Origin of the sequence: Ochrobactrum vermis (genome assembly GCF_002975205.1) — a bacterium.
In the GTDB taxonomy this organism is placed as follows: domain Bacteria; phylum Pseudomonadota; class Alphaproteobacteria; order Rhizobiales; family Rhizobiaceae; genus Brucella; species Brucella vermis.
Map to the genome: position 1 here is coordinate 948,820 of NZ_PCOC01000002.1, position 13,659 is coordinate 962,478.

Genomic DNA, 13,659 nt, shown 5'->3' on the forward strand with positions numbered 1-13,659 from the left:
AATTGAAATGGCGGGGTAACCCGCCATTTTCATGCGCTCATGCGCAGCTTGATTTCGGCATTGAGGAGAATGCGCTGGGTTTCCGGAAGCTCCAGCCGGTCGTCCATCGTCTCACCTAGAGTTCTGAACAAAAGCTCAATCACCAGCCGTCCGATTTCATTGTAATCCTGTGCTACGGTAGTAAGCGGCGGACACGTGTATTCCGATAGCGGATTGTTATCGTGACCGGCAACACGAACGTCGCAATCCTTGAGTCTGCCGATTTTTAAACCAGCCTGCCAGAGTGCGCTGGTTACGCCAAAGGCGATGCGGTCGTTGGAGCACAGAACCGTGCTTGTGGGGAGACGGCCCTTTTCGCGCAAAATTCGTGCGGTCTGCTCGAATGCATATTTTTCGAAATCCCAGCTTCGGCTCTGTTCGAGATCAATGATGCGCGGTTCATAACCGAGCTTTTCCATCGCCTGTTGATAGGCATCCTGCCGCTTGATCGCGTTGTTATTGACCATCGGCATCGAAAAATAGCAGGGCTCGCTGCCTGAACGGCATAGATAATCGACAATGAGATGAAAGGATTTGAGATTATCCGTGCCGACAAAAGGCGAAGTGTTGTCGAGGGGAGAGTCGACATAGACGATAGGGACGTCGTCGGCGAGACGCGCCAGCGTCGAATGTTGCGACGCTTCGCCAAGCGGCGCAATGATTGCGCCCGCGACATTCAGCGAACGCAGAGTTTCAATTGCCTGCTTTTCCAACTCAGGTTTGCCATCGGATGACAGGACGATCGCAAGGTAGCCACGTTGCTCCGCAAGCGATTGCAATCGCTTCGTCATCGCCATGTAGAAATGATCGAGCTGATTGGGAATTATTATCCCCAGGATTGTCGTGCGACGTCGATTGAGGTTCACCGCGAAAAGATTGGGACGAAAGCCGGATTGCTTGATCGCGGCTTCTATGATTTCGCGGGTCTTGGGGCGGACAGAAGAAGGATCGCTGAAATATTTTGAAACCGTCGGGCGGGAGAGCCCTACGAATGCCGAGAAATCTTCCATGGTGCGTATCGTTTTGCGCACGTCTTTAAGTCCTGTTCGTCAGTAGCCGCGGACTTGCTCCACGCAGCAATGCTGTTTTGTGCGAAACAGTCATATGAACTGGAATGTGCTGATTTCTCAGGAGAACGTCTGGCTCCTGTTGCCGCTTCTTCAACGATTTCAGGATGTTCCTCCAGCTCTGCTCGCCTTTATTTTCCTTCAGGCGAAGTGCAGTCAAATTGTCAAAGGCTGGGCCAAACGTCAAGCAGGCAAATGTGTTCGTGGAGAATGATGCGGTGAATACCCATATGTGCTAAAACATCAGTTCGTGAATTTGGCAGGTGGAAATGTCCGTGATTTCAGCCTTGAGAACTGTTCACAATGCGGTCGTTTCTCCTCGCAACGCATAATTGAAAACCGTGCTTGACAAGCTACGGATAGCCGCGCCATAAATTTTACATATGTAAGAATTTTGCTATGCATTCGTAAAGGAGGAGACGAAATGCGGACCAAAACTTATGTGATAGGGCTTATTGCGTCTGCCACTGGCGTCGCGATGCTGGCCGGTTCGGCGTGGGCGGAGGAACTCACGATCGCAACGGTCAACAATGCCGATATGATCATCATGCAGAAGCTTTCGCCGGAATGGGAAAAGGCCACCGGCAACAAGCTCAACTGGGTGGTGCTTGAAGAAAACGTGCTGCGCCAGCGTGTCACCACCGACATCGCAACCAAGAGCGGCCAGTTCGACATCATGACCATCGGCGGTTATGAAACCCCGATCTGGGGCAAGGCCGGATGGCTTCTTGCGGTCGATGATCTCGGCGACGATTACGACTATGACGATCTCATCAAGCCGGTACGCGCCGGTCTGACCGTCGATGGCAAACTTTACGCCGTGCCATTCTATGCGGAAAGCTCGTTCACCCTTTATCGCAAGGATCTGTTCGAAGCTGCCGGCCTGAAAATGCCGGATGCGCCGACCTATGCCGAGATCAAGGAATTCGCGACCAAACTCACCGACAAATCGAAAGAACAGTACGGTCTTTGCCTTCGCGGCAAGCCGGGCTGGGGCGAAAACATGGCCTATCTTTCGACACTGGTGAACACGTTCGGCGGCAGCTGGTTCGATGAGAGCTGGAAGCCGCAGATGAGTTCGGATACCTGGAAAAAGGCCATCACTTTCTACGTCGATCTGATGAAAGAAGCAGGCCCTCCCGGAATCACCTCGAACGGCTTCAATGAAAATCAGGCGCTGTTCTCCACCGGCCATTGCGCTATGTGGATCGACGCCACCTCGGCTGCGGGCCGCATCTACGATCCGAAGCAGAGTCAGGTTGCCGACAAGGTCGCCTTCACCAAGGCGCCCGTTGAAGTGACGCCGAACGGCTCGTCTTGGGCCTGGTCGTGGAACCTCGCCATCCCGGCATCGACCAAGAAGGCGGAAGCCGCAAAGTCGTTCCTGAAATGGGCGACTTCGAAGGGCTATGTCGAACTTGTCGGCAAGTCGGAAGGTTGGGTTGCTGTTCCGCCGGGTACGCGTCAGTCGACCTATGCCAATGAAGAGTACAAGAAGGCCGCGCCTTTCGCCGAGACGGTTCTCAAGGCGATTGAATCGGCCGACCCGACCAAGCCGACCAAGGACCCGGTTCCCTATACCGGCATCCAGTTCGTGGCGATCCCTGAATTCCAGGCGATTGGTACCATTGTCGGTCAGGCAATCTCTTCGGCTGTTGCCGGTCAGCAAAGCGTCGATGCGGCGCTCGATGGCGCACAGAAGCAGGCCGAACAGATCATGACACAGTCCGGTTACATCAAGTAATCCGGTTGCCATCAGCCTGCTGCGCTCCTGAGTGAGAGCAGCAGGCTCGATTTTCGCGCGATCCGCTGTACCCTTTTCGAGCGCAGCGGATGTCGAAGCGGGAAGGGGAGAAACGTCAGACATGCCAGCAAACCCGGCCTTGGCCACGGGCACTAAATCGCGCTTTGCCGCAAAATCGCGCCGCAGCGTCCGCACCGGACCTCTGCTTGCACCCGCCGTTATCCTGCTCTTGCTATGGATGATCGTCCCACTGGCGATGACACTCTGGTTCTCTTTTCAGTATTATAATCTCATCAATCCCTTCGTGACCGGTTTTGCCGGTTTCTCGAACTACAAGTTCCTGCTGTCCGATCCGGGGCTCTGGTCGGCCATCACAAAGACGCTCATTTTGTTGGGCTCGGTTCTGGCCATTTCGGTGGTGTTTGGCGTTTTGTTCGCCGTGATTTTCGATCAGGATTTCTGGGGCAAGAACATTGCGCGACTTCTGGTCATCGCGCCGTTCTTCGTCATGCCGACGGTGTCGGCGCTGATCTGGAAAAACCTTCTGATGCACCCGGTCAATGGGCTGTTCGCCTTTATCTCGCGCAGTCTCGGCCTGCCGGTCATAGACTGGTTCGGGCAGTTTCCGATGGCGTCGATCATCATGATCGTGTCCTGGCAGTGGGTGCCTTTCGCAACACTGATCCTGATGACCGCCATGCAGTCGCTCGACCGTGAGCAGATGGAAGCGGCGCGACTTGATGGTGCCAAAGGGCCGGTGATGTTCTATTATATCGTCCTGCCGCATCTGCTGCGCCCGATCTCGGTCGTCATCATGATCGAGACGATCTTCCTCCTGTCGGTCTTCGCAGAAATTCTCGTCACCACCTCCGGTGGGCCGGGCATCGCCACGACGACACTGACCTATTTCATCTATCTGAAGGCGCTCCTTCAGTGGGATATTGGTGGCGCTTCCGCTGCCGGTGTCGTCGCCATCATCCTCGCCAATATCGTTGCCGCGTTCCTGATCCGAACCGTGGCGCGCAATCTGGATAATTAGGGGAGACCAACGATGGCAGTAAAACGCAAATTCGACAAAGCTGCACTCTCCGCCGGGATTATCGGCTGGATCGTGGCGCTTTTGATGTTCTTCCCGATCCTCTGGATGCTGCTTGCGGCATTCAAGACGGAGATCGATGCGGTCGCCCCGCCAAAGCTGTTTTTCGAGCCGACGCTGGAAAACTTCGCGGCGGTCAATCAGCGGGCCGACTATTTCCGCTATGCCATGAACAGCGTGATCGAGAGCCTTGGCGCGACGATCCTGTCTTTATTGATTGCCGTTCCGGCAGCTTATGCAGCGGCATTCTTTCCGGGAAAACGCACCAAGGATCTGCTGTTGTGGATGCTCTCCACCAAGATGCTGCCTGCGGTGGGTGTTCTGGTGCCGATCTATCTTCTGGCGCGCGATACCGGGCTTCTCGATACGCGCACCGGGCTGATCATCATCTTCACCCTCTCTAACCTGCCCATTGTGGTCTGGATGCTCTATTCCTTCTTCAAGGAAGTGCCGCATGAAATCCTTGAGGCGAGCCGCATGGACGGGGCGAAGGTCGGCCAGCAGATACGCTATCTGCTCTTGCCGCTGAGCCTGCCCGGCATTGCATCGACGGCGCTTCTTTCCATCATCCTGTGCTGGAACGAAGCCTTCTGGAGCCTCAATCTCACGGCCTCGCAGGCCGGGCCTCTCACAGCATTCATCGCGTCCTTCTCGTCACCGGAAGGGCTTTTCTGGGCAAAACTCTCGGCAGCATCCACGCTCGCCATCGCGCCGATCCTCGTCTTTGGTTGGGTTACGCAGCGCCAGCTGGTGCGCGGTCTCACCTTCGGCGCCGTGAAATAAAGGGAACCCCATGGCTACGCTTTCTTTTCATAACGCCACCAAGTCCTTCGGCACTATCGATGTCATCAAGGGTGTGGATCTCAACATCGAAGACCGCGAATTCGTGGTTTTCGTCGGGCCGTCCGGTTCGGGCAAATCCACGCTTCTGCGGATGATTGCGGGGCTGGAAGAAATCACCAGCGGTGATCTTTTGATCGACGGGCAGCAGTGCAACGATACGCCGCCGGATGAACGCGGGCTTGCCATGGTGTTCCAGACCTATGCGCTCTATCCGCATATGAATGTGCGCGACAATATGGGTTTCGCGCTCAAGCTTGCAGGTGTCGGCAAGGCCGAGCGTGACCGTAAGGTGGAAGATGTCGCCAAGACATTGCAGCTCGACAAGTTGCTCGATCGCAAGCCGCGCCAGCTATCGGGTGGTCAGCGCCAGCGTGTCGCCATCGGGCGCGCGATGGTGCGCGAGCCGAAGATTTTCCTGTTCGATGAACCGCTGTCCAATCTCGATGCGGCGCTGCGTGTGCAGATGCGCATCGAGCTGGCGCGCCTGCATGACCGGCTGAATGCGACGATGATCTATGTCACGCATGATCAGGTGGAAGCCATGACGCTGGCCGACAAGATCGTCGTGCTACGCGATGGCAAGCTGGAGCAGGTCGGTTCGCCGCTGGAGCTTTATCATCACCCGGTCAATCGCTTCGTGGCGGGTTTTATCGGATCACCGACCATGAATTTCATCGAGGCGAAGGCGAGCGCGGTTGATGGCGAAGGCGTGACGGTGCAGCTTGCCAATGGGCGTTCGGTCAAGGTGCCGGTCGCGGGTGAAGGGGTGAGTGCCGGTGCGCCGCTTGTGCTCGGCGTTCGCCCGGAACATCTGCATCCGGCGGATGACGGCATTCTTGAAGGCGAGATTATGGTGGTCGAGCGTCTTGGCGGCCAGACTTATCTCTATGTGCAAAACGATGCCGCTTCCGGTCTGATCGTGGCGGAAGCTGGCGGCAATAGCACGGCACGCGCGCATGAAGCGGCCAAGCTTGGTTTCGATGCCGCCGACGCACATCTCTTCACGCCCGAAGGCCTGTCGCTCCAGCGCCGTGACCGCCATCCGCTGATCCTTTCTGAAAAGAAAACGCACCGTTAAAGAAGCATTTCCAGCAAAAGTGCGAAGCGGTTTTGCGTCGGATAATGCGTAAAAAAACAGTTACTACATTACCGGAGAAAGTCCATGAGACTGAAAGACAAGGTTGCCCTCATTACCGGCGCTGCGCGTGGCATCGGGCTTGGCTTCGCGGCTGCCTATGCGCATGAGGGTGCTAAGGTCATCATTGCCGATATCAATATCGAGCGCGCGGAAGAAGCGGCGCTTGGTATTGGACCGTCCGTGAAGGCGGTGAAGCTGGACGTGACCGATCTTGGCGCAATCGACAAGGTGGTTGCGGCCATCGATGCCGAATATGGCGGCATCGATATTCTGGTCAACAATGCCGCAATCTTCGACATGGCGCCGATCAATGAGCTGACCGAAGAGAGCTATGAGCGCGTGCTGGGCATCAATCTCAAGGGGCCGCTTTTCATGATGAAGGCGGTTTCGAATGTGATGATCAAGCGCGAACGCGGCGGCAAGATCATCAATATGGCGAGCCAGGCCGGTCGCCGCGGCGAGGCGCTGGTGACGCTCTATTGCGCATCCAAGGCGGCGATCATTTCCGCAACACAATCGGCGGCTCTCGCACTGGTCAAGCACGGCATCAACGTCAATGCGATTGCTCCGGGTGTGGTCGATGGCGAGCATTGGGATGTGGTGGATGCGAACTTCGCCAAATGGGAAGGCCTGAAGCCGGGCGAGAAAAAGGCAGCCGTGGCAAAGTCGGTGCCGATCGGTCGCTTCGCGACGCCGGAAGATATTACCGGCATGGCGGTGTTCCTCGCTTCGTCCGACAGCGACTATATCCTCGCTCAGACCTTCGGCGTGGATGGCGGCAACTGGATGGCTTGAGGCGAGGCCGGGATATTGCAATGAAAGCGATCTATTTTACCGGCCATGGCGAAGCAGGCATGGCCGATCTGCCAGAACCGGCATTGCAGCCGGGGCATGCCTTGATCGACGTCAAGGCTTCGGGCCTTTGTCACACCGATATCGATGTCCTGCATGGCCGCTATGGGTCGAGTGCCTTTCCGCTGGTGCCGGGGCATGAATATGCGGGCAGGGTGGTGGCCATTGCCGAAGACGTGACCAATGTAAAGGTCGGCGACCGCGTTGCGGTCGATCCGAATATTCCCTGTGGTCATTGTCGCGCCTGCCTCAAGGGTTTGACCAATCTCTGCTCCGATCTGAAAGCCTATGGCGTGACCCATGATGGCGGCTTCGCGGGCATGAGCCTCGTCAATGCCAGCCATCTCCATTCCATCGGTGATCTGCCTTATGATGTGGCTGGTCTCGCAGAACCGCTGGCCTGTGTGCTAAACGGGCTTGGCGCGGTGGGCTTGAAGACTGGCCCGCACGGCACTGAAAATGCGCTGGTGTTTGGGGCAGGCCCCATCGGTCTGTTGCTGGCTTTGTCATTGAAGGCGCAGGGCGTGTCCAAGGTCGCCGTCGCCGACATCAATGAACACCGGCTGGCTTTCGTTGAAAGCCTCGGGCTTGAGCCGGTCGTGTCTGGTTCACAAGCGCTGGACAAGCGCCAGCGCAGTTTCGATTTCGTGGCCGACGCCACCGGCATAGCCAGGGTGGCGGAAAGCATGGTCGGTTTCACCGCCGATGGTGGAACCGTTCTGGTGTTCGGCGTCTGCGCGCCCGACGCACGGATTTCGGTCGCGCCTTTCGAGATTTTCCGTCGCCAGATCAGGATTGCCGGTTCGCATTCGCTGAACCGTAATATTCCGCAGGCATTGGATATATTGAAACAGGACTTTTCAAATGGAGGCTCTATGGCGCGGCTTGTTTCCCACCGGCTGCCGCTGGAGGAAATGCTGCCCTTCTTCACCAGGCATGGTGGTGACCCCGCGACCATGAAAGTCCAGTTCGTACCCGATTGAATAGAGGATACCGTCATGACCAAGCTATCGCGCGCAACGCTTCAAAGCTTCGATAAAGTGCACAAGCCCGGCTACGACCCTGCCGGACTGAAGCCGGGTATCGTGCATTTCGGCGTCGGCAATTTTCACCGTGCGCATCAGGCTGTCTATCTGGATGATTTGTTTGCGACTGGCGAGGGGCACGACTGGGCACTGGTGGGGGCCGGTGTGCGTGGCAGCGACGATGCCATGCGTGATACGCTCAAGGCGCAAGACTGGCTGACGACTGTTGTCGAACAGGAAGCCGATCATGCGGGCGCGCGCATCACCGCATCGATGGTCGATTATGTAACCATTTCGACCGAGGAAGGGCGCAAGGCCCTGGTGGCTTATCTGACCGCGCCCGATACGCGTATCGTTGCGATGACGATCACCGAGGGCGGCTACTACATCGATCCGGCAAGCCAGACTTTCGATCCCTCCCATCCCGATATCGTGGCGGATGCCACGCATCCTGACCATCCGAAGACTGTGTTCGGCCTGATCGTTCAGGCGCTGAAACTGCGCAAGGCCGCGGGCGTTCAACCTTTCACGGTCATGTCCTGTGATAACATTCCCGGCAACGGGCATGTGACGGAAGACGCCGTGACGGGGCTGGCCAAGCTGAGCGATCCAGCTTTTGCCGACTGGATTTCCGCCAATGTCGCTTTCCCGAATTCCATGGTGGATCGTATCACGCCAGCCACCGGTGCGCGTGAACGCGAAATTGCCGCGAAGGAATTCGGCGTCGACGACCGCTGGCCGGTCTTTTGCGAAGTGTTCAAGCAATGGGTGATGGAGGATAATTTCCCCACCGGACGCCCGGCTCTGGAAAAAGTCGGCGTCACCTTCACGGATCAGGTTGCCGCTTATGAGTTTATGAAAATCCGCATTCTGAACGGTGGCCATGCTGCCATCGCCTATCCGGGCGGCTTGCTCGACATTCATTTCGTGCACGAAGCCATGGAGCATCCGCTGATCCGGCGCTATCTGGAAAAGCTGACCAAGGATGAGATCATCCCGGAAATACCGCCCGTGCCGGATACAGATCTTGAAGCCTATCGCGTGTTGATCGACAAGCGATTTGCCAATCCAAGTATTGGCGACACCATCCGGCGCCTTTGTCTGGATGGCTCCAACCGTCAGCCAAAATTCATTCTGCCTACTGCCGCCGACCGCGTGGCGAAGGGCCATTCGGTGACGGGGCTGGCGCTCGTATCTGCTTTCTGGTGTCGCTATTGCTACGGCACAACGGATAGCGGTGGGGTCACTGAGCCGAATGATCCGTCATGGGATCGCCTGACCAAGCAGGCAGCGCGTGCCAAGGCCGACCCGGCTGCATGGCTCGCGATGGAGGATATCTTCGGCTCGCTTGCTTCAAATCCAGCCTATGTAGTGGCTTTCTCATCCGCGCTTCTGCGCATCTGGCAGGATGGGACCGTCAAGACACTTGAGCGTTATCTGGCTGGCGAAACGTTATAAACGGAAATTACAGCGCGCCCGGATAAACCCTGACCGGGCGATTGTCCTTGACTGACTCCATCACCACAAAAGTGGATGTGCTTGCCACATTGGGCAAGCTCGAAATCTTTTCGCCCAGCACCTCGCGGTAACGCCGGATGTTGGGCGTTCGCACTTTCAGAAGATAGTCGAAAGAGCTTGCGATCATATGGCATTCTTCGACTTCGCGGATCTTACGTACCGCCATGTTGAACGCTTCGAGTGCGGCTTCGCGTGTGTCGGATAGTTTGACCGTGGTGAAGGCGATATGATCGAGACCGAGTTTCTCAGGGTCTATGGCTGCGCGAAAGCCGACAATATAGCCTTCATCGACCAGCCTTTTCAGCCTTGCCTGACATGGCGTCTTGGAAAGGCCGACTTTTTTCGAGAGTTCGGTAACCGGAAGGCGGCCGTCTTCGCTCAATACTTCCAGAATGCGTCGATCGAACTGATCCAAATCGTCTACGGAATCTATTTTACGCATCCTTTTAGCCTTCTCTTGATCGAATAATAAGATCGATATTCCTTCATATGGAGCAAATGAAGGCAGAATGCAATTTGTACAAATGATAGTGTCCGCCCACATAAAGCAGAGCTAAACTGGGCAAAGACGCTCGGGGCTGTTTTCAATTGCGAGCATTGCACCATGACCGATACCATACCCGCTCCTACCAATCCGGTTTTCCAGAATTTCGCGCCGCCGATCCGCGAGCAAAGCGTGCTGAGGCAGGCGATTACCGCCGCTTATCGCCGCCCAGAAGCGGAGTGCGTTTCGGCATTGGCCACACAGGCCACCTTGCCGGAAGAAACGGCCAAACAAGTCCGTTCCACGGCTCGTAAGCTGATCGAAGCACTACGCGCCAAGCACAAGGGTACGGGCGTCGAAGGTCTGGTGCATGAATACTCTCTGTCGAGCCAGGAAGGCGTGGCACTTATGTGTCTTGCCGAGGCGCTGCTGCGCATTCCAGACATGGCCACGCGCGATGCGCTTATCCGTGACAAGATTTCGAACGGCGACTGGAAGTCTCACATCGGCGGCGGTCGGTCGCTCTTCGTCAATGCCGCGACCTGGGGACTTGTCGTTACCGGCAAGCTGACCAACACGGTCAATGATCGCGGCCTGTCGGCTGCTCTGACGCGCCTGATCGCTCGTTGCGGCGAACCCGTTATTCGTCGTGGCGTTGACATGGCGATGCGCATGATGGGCGAACAGTTCGTGACCGGTGAAACCATTGATGAAGCGCTGAAGCGCGCCAAGTCGCTGGAAGAACGTGGTTTCCGCTATTCCTACGATATGTTGGGTGAGGCTGCGACGACCGCAGCTGACGCAGAGCGCTATTACAAAGATTACGAAACCGCCATTCACGCTATCGGTCGCGCTTCCGCCGGTCGCGGCATCTATGACGGCCCTGGCATCTCCATCAAGCTTTCGGCGCTGCATCCGCGTTACGTCCGCGCGCAGAGCGAACGCGTCATGGAGGAGTTGTTGCCGAAGGTGAAGGCGCTTGCAGTAATCGCCAAATCCTACAATATTGGCCTCAACATTGATGCCGAAGAAGCTGACCGTCTCGAACTGTCGCTCGATTTGTTGCAGAGCCTCTGTGAGGATCCGGATCTGGCCGATTGGGAAGGTATCGGTTTCGTCGTGCAGGCTTATGGCAAGCGCTGCCCGTTCGTGCTCGATTTCATCATTGATCTGGCGCGCCAAAACAAACGCCGCATTATGGTTCGTCTGGTGAAGGGTGCCTATTGGGATGCCGAGATCAAGCGTGCTCAGGTCGACGGGCTGGAAGATTTTCCGGTTTATACTCGCAAGGTGCACACCGACGTTTCTTATATTGCCTGCGCACGTAAATTGCTTGCGGCGACCGATGTGATTTTCCCGCAGTTCGCAACACATAACGCCCAGACACTGGCCACGATCTATCATATGGCTGGCCCCGACTTCAAAACGGGCAAGTTCGAGTTCCAGTGCCTGCATGGCATGGGTGAACCGCTTTATGATGAAGTCGTTGGCCCTGAAAAACTGGGTCGTCCGGCACGTATTTACGCGCCGGTCGGTACGCATGAGACGCTTCTGGCTTATCTTGTTCGCCGTCTTCTTGAGAACGGCGCGAATTCGTCCTTCGTCAATCGCATTGGTGATGAAAGTGTCTCAGTCGATGAGTTGATCGCTGATCCGGTGGATGTTGTTCGCTCGATGGCCGTCGTCGGCGCACGTCACGATCAGATTGCCCTGCCGGAAAATCTCTATGGTGTCCGCAAGAATTCTGACGGTTTCGACCTGTCGAACGAAGTCACACTCGCTGAACTGAGCAAGATTTTGAAAGACAGCAACGACCGGGTGTGGATTTCGGAACCACAGATTGCCGGAGCCAAGGTGAAGGGCGCCAGCCGTTCAGTTTTCAATCCCGGTGACCGGAACGACGTCGTCGGCACGGTGACTGAGATCGCTGAGGCCGATGTAGCGAAGGCCATGAAGGCGGCGCAGAAGGCAACGGCAAGCTGGTCGGCAGTTGCGCCCGTCGAACGTGCGGCTTGTCTTGAGCGTGCAGCGGACATCATGCAGCGCGACATGCCGGTTCTACTCGGCCTCATCATGCGCGAAGCTGGCAAATCCATGCCGAACGCGATTGCCGAAGTTCGCGAAGCCATCGATTTCCTGCGCTATTATGCAGAGCAAACCCGTCGCACGCTGGGCGTTGGCCATAAGGCGCTTGGGCCTATAGTCTGCATCAGCCCGTGGAACTTCCCTCTGGCAATCTTTACCGGCCAGATTGCAGCAGCACTTGTCGCAGGCAATCCGGTCTTGGCGAAGCCTGCCGAAGAGACCCCGCTTATTGCAGCACAGGGTGTTCGTACCCTGCATGAGGCTGGCATTCCAGCCGATGCGCTGCAGCTTCTGCCGGGCGACGGTCGCATCGGGGCTACGCTTGTGGCCGCAGAAGAGACATGCGGTGTGATGTTTACCGGCTCCACCGAAGTAGCGCGCCTCATTCAGGCTCAGCTTGCCTCACGTCTGCTGCCGAACGGCAAGCCGATCCCGCTGATTGCCGAAACCGGTGGTCAGAACGCAATGATCGTGGATTCATCCGCGCTGGCGGAGCAGGTTGTGTTCGACGTGATTGCATCGGCATTCGACAGTGCCGGTCAGCGTTGTTCGGCACTGCGCGTTCTGTGCCTGCAGGAAGATGTCGCGGACCGTATCCTGACCATGCTCAAGGGCGCTCTCCGGGAACTGTCCATCGGTCGCACCGACGCGCTGAAGGTCGATATCGGCCCGGTCATCACCGATGAAGCCAAGAATATCATTGAAAAGCACGTTCAGGGCATGCGTGACCTCGGTCGCAAGGTCGAGCAGCTTCCGCTCGGTACTGAAACCCAGAACGGAACTTTCGTTGCACCGACCATCATCGAGATTAATTCGCTTCGCGATCTGAAGCGGGAAGTCTTCGGCCCGGTTCTGCATGTCGTGCGCTACAAGCGTGACGATATGGAGCGCTTGATCGATGATATTAACGCGACCGGCTACGGGCTTACTTTCGGCCTGCATACGCGCCTTGACGAGACGATTGCCAATGTCGCGGATCGTATCCGTGTTGGTAATCTCTATATCAACCGCAACGTTATCGGCGCGATCGTTGGCGTGCAGCCGTTCGGTGGGCGCGGTCTGTCCGGAACTGGCCCGAAGGCGGGCGGTCCGCTCTATCTCGGACGCCTCGTGGAAACAGCTCCGATCCCGCCGCGCCATAGCTCGGTTCACACCGATCCGGCGCTCAAGGATTTTGCCAAGTGGCTTGGCCAGCGCGGCATGAACGATCTGGCCCAGGCTGCCCGTGATACTGGTAGCGCCTCGGCCCTTGGTCTTGATCTTGAATTGCCGGGCCCGGTCGGTGAGCGCAATCTTTATGCGCTGCATCCGCGAGGAAATATCCTGCTGGTTCCGCAGACAGAAATAGGCCTTTATCGCCAGATGACTGCCGCACTAGCAACGGGCAATACGGTCTACATCGACGAAGCGTCAGAGTTGCGGAATGTGCTGAAGGATATTCCCGCTTCGGTGGCGGCTCGCACGGTCTGGACGAAAAACTGGGAAGCCGATGCACCGTTTGCCGGTGCGCTGGTTGAAGGGGAGGCTGAACGCATCGTGGAGATCAACAAGAAGCTCGCGATGCTTCCCGGGCCGTTGGTCCTCACACAGGCCGCTTCCACGGAAGAGCTGGCAAACACCCCAGATGCCTACTGCCTCAATTGGCTTCTGGAGGAGGTTTCGACCTCAATCAACACCACAGCAGCAGGTGGCAATGCTAGCCTGATGGCGATTGGTTGATCCCATCTGGGGCTGGAAAGAACAAAAAAGGCGGCTTCGGCCGCCTTTT

At 56.9% G+C, this 13,659-nt stretch carries 11 protein-coding genes; 9 read left to right on the plus strand and 2 right to left on the minus strand.

All coding sequences use genetic code 11. From position 1 onward, the window contains the following. Positions 1–29 precede the first annotated feature (29 nt). Positions 30–1,049, minus strand: coding sequence for a LacI family DNA-binding transcriptional regulator (locus CQZ93_RS18750; RefSeq protein ID WP_105544093.1), 1,020 nt, complete (start codon positions 1,047–1,049; stop codon positions 30–32). Positions 1,050–1,143: 94 nt separating this feature from the next. Here CQZ93_RS18750 and CQZ93_RS26715 point away from each other — a divergent pair, with 94 nt between their 5' ends. From CQZ93_RS26715 to CQZ93_RS18785, 8 genes are all read left to right on the plus strand, one after another. Next, positions 1,144–1,320, plus strand: coding sequence for a hypothetical protein (locus CQZ93_RS26715; RefSeq protein ID WP_181153430.1), 177 nt, complete (start codon positions 1,144–1,146; stop codon positions 1,318–1,320). Positions 1,321–1,530: 210 nt separating this feature from the next. Beyond that, positions 1,531–2,850 carry an ABC transporter substrate-binding protein gene (locus CQZ93_RS18755; protein WP_181153431.1) on the plus strand — a complete coding sequence of 440 codons (1,320 nt, stop codon included), beginning with the start codon at positions 1,531–1,533 and terminating at the stop codon, positions 2,848–2,850. A gap of 121 nt (positions 2,851–2,971) precedes the next feature. Next, positions 2,972–3,889 carry a carbohydrate ABC transporter permease gene (locus CQZ93_RS18760; RefSeq protein WP_105544094.1) on the plus strand — a complete coding sequence of 306 codons (918 nt, stop codon included), beginning with the start codon at positions 2,972–2,974 and terminating at the stop codon, positions 3,887–3,889. A 12-nt stretch (positions 3,890–3,901) separates the two neighbouring features. Further along, positions 3,902–4,729, plus strand: coding sequence for a carbohydrate ABC transporter permease (locus CQZ93_RS18765; protein WP_105544095.1), 828 nt, complete (start codon positions 3,902–3,904; stop codon positions 4,727–4,729). A gap of 10 nt (positions 4,730–4,739) precedes the next feature. Further along, positions 4,740–5,867 (plus strand): ABC transporter ATP-binding protein, encoded by a 1,128-nt coding sequence (locus CQZ93_RS18770; protein ID WP_105544096.1) that lies wholly within the window; start codon positions 4,740–4,742, stop codon positions 5,865–5,867. An 84-nt stretch (positions 5,868–5,951) separates the two neighbouring features. Continuing rightward, a complete protein-coding gene (locus CQZ93_RS18775) occupies positions 5,952–6,722 on the plus strand; it encodes an L-iditol 2-dehydrogenase (protein ID WP_105544097.1) in 771 nt (256 codons plus the stop codon). A gap of 20 nt (positions 6,723–6,742) precedes the next feature. Beyond that, positions 6,743–7,762 carry a zinc-dependent alcohol dehydrogenase family protein gene (locus tag CQZ93_RS18780; protein WP_105544098.1) on the plus strand — a complete coding sequence of 340 codons (1,020 nt, stop codon included), beginning with the start codon at positions 6,743–6,745 and terminating at the stop codon, positions 7,760–7,762. Positions 7,763–7,777: 15 nt separating this feature from the next. Next, positions 7,778–9,262, plus strand: a complete 1,485-nt coding sequence (locus tag CQZ93_RS18785; RefSeq protein ID WP_105544099.1) for a mannitol dehydrogenase family protein — start codon at positions 7,778–7,780, stop codon at positions 9,260–9,262. Positions 9,263–9,269: 7 nt separating this feature from the next. Here the strand turns inward: CQZ93_RS18785 and CQZ93_RS18790 are convergent, their stop codons facing one another. Beyond that, positions 9,270–9,764, minus strand: coding sequence for an Lrp/AsnC family transcriptional regulator (locus tag CQZ93_RS18790; RefSeq protein WP_105544100.1), 495 nt, complete (start codon positions 9,762–9,764; stop codon positions 9,270–9,272). Positions 9,765–9,926: 162 nt separating this feature from the next. On the opposite strand from CQZ93_RS18790, the gene putA reads away from it, so the two are divergent. Beyond that, positions 9,927–13,610 carry a trifunctional transcriptional regulator/proline dehydrogenase/L-glutamate gamma-semialdehyde dehydrogenase gene (gene putA / locus CQZ93_RS18795; RefSeq protein WP_105544101.1) on the plus strand — a complete coding sequence of 1,228 codons (3,684 nt, stop codon included), beginning with the start codon at positions 9,927–9,929 and terminating at the stop codon, positions 13,608–13,610. The last annotated feature ends 49 nt before the right edge of the window (positions 13,611–13,659 follow it).

Coding starts and splice junctions, on each gene's coding strand:
- CQZ93_RS18750 (WP_105544093.1), bottom strand. CDS start 1,049: ATGGAAGATTTCTCGGCATTCGTAGGGCTCTCCCGCCCGACGGTTTCA.
- CQZ93_RS26715 (WP_181153430.1), top strand. CDS start 1,144: ATGAACTGGAATGTGCTGATTTCTCAGGAGAACGTCTGGCTCCTGTTG.
- CQZ93_RS18755 (WP_181153431.1), top strand. CDS start 1,531: ATGCGGACCAAAACTTATGTGATAGGGCTTATTGCGTCTGCCACTGGC.
- CQZ93_RS18760 (WP_105544094.1), top strand. CDS start 2,972: ATGCCAGCAAACCCGGCCTTGGCCACGGGCACTAAATCGCGCTTTGCC.
- CQZ93_RS18765 (WP_105544095.1), top strand. CDS start 3,902: ATGGCAGTAAAACGCAAATTCGACAAAGCTGCACTCTCCGCCGGGATT.
- CQZ93_RS18770 (WP_105544096.1), top strand. CDS start 4,740: ATGGCTACGCTTTCTTTTCATAACGCCACCAAGTCCTTCGGCACTATC.
- CQZ93_RS18775 (WP_105544097.1), top strand. CDS start 5,952: ATGAGACTGAAAGACAAGGTTGCCCTCATTACCGGCGCTGCGCGTGGC.
- CQZ93_RS18780 (WP_105544098.1), top strand. CDS start 6,743: ATGAAAGCGATCTATTTTACCGGCCATGGCGAAGCAGGCATGGCCGAT.
- CQZ93_RS18785 (WP_105544099.1), top strand. CDS start 7,778: ATGACCAAGCTATCGCGCGCAACGCTTCAAAGCTTCGATAAAGTGCAC.
- CQZ93_RS18790 (WP_105544100.1), bottom strand. CDS start 9,764: ATGCGTAAAATAGATTCCGTAGACGATTTGGATCAGTTCGATCGACGC.
- putA (WP_105544101.1), top strand. CDS start 9,927: ATGACCGATACCATACCCGCTCCTACCAATCCGGTTTTCCAGAATTTC.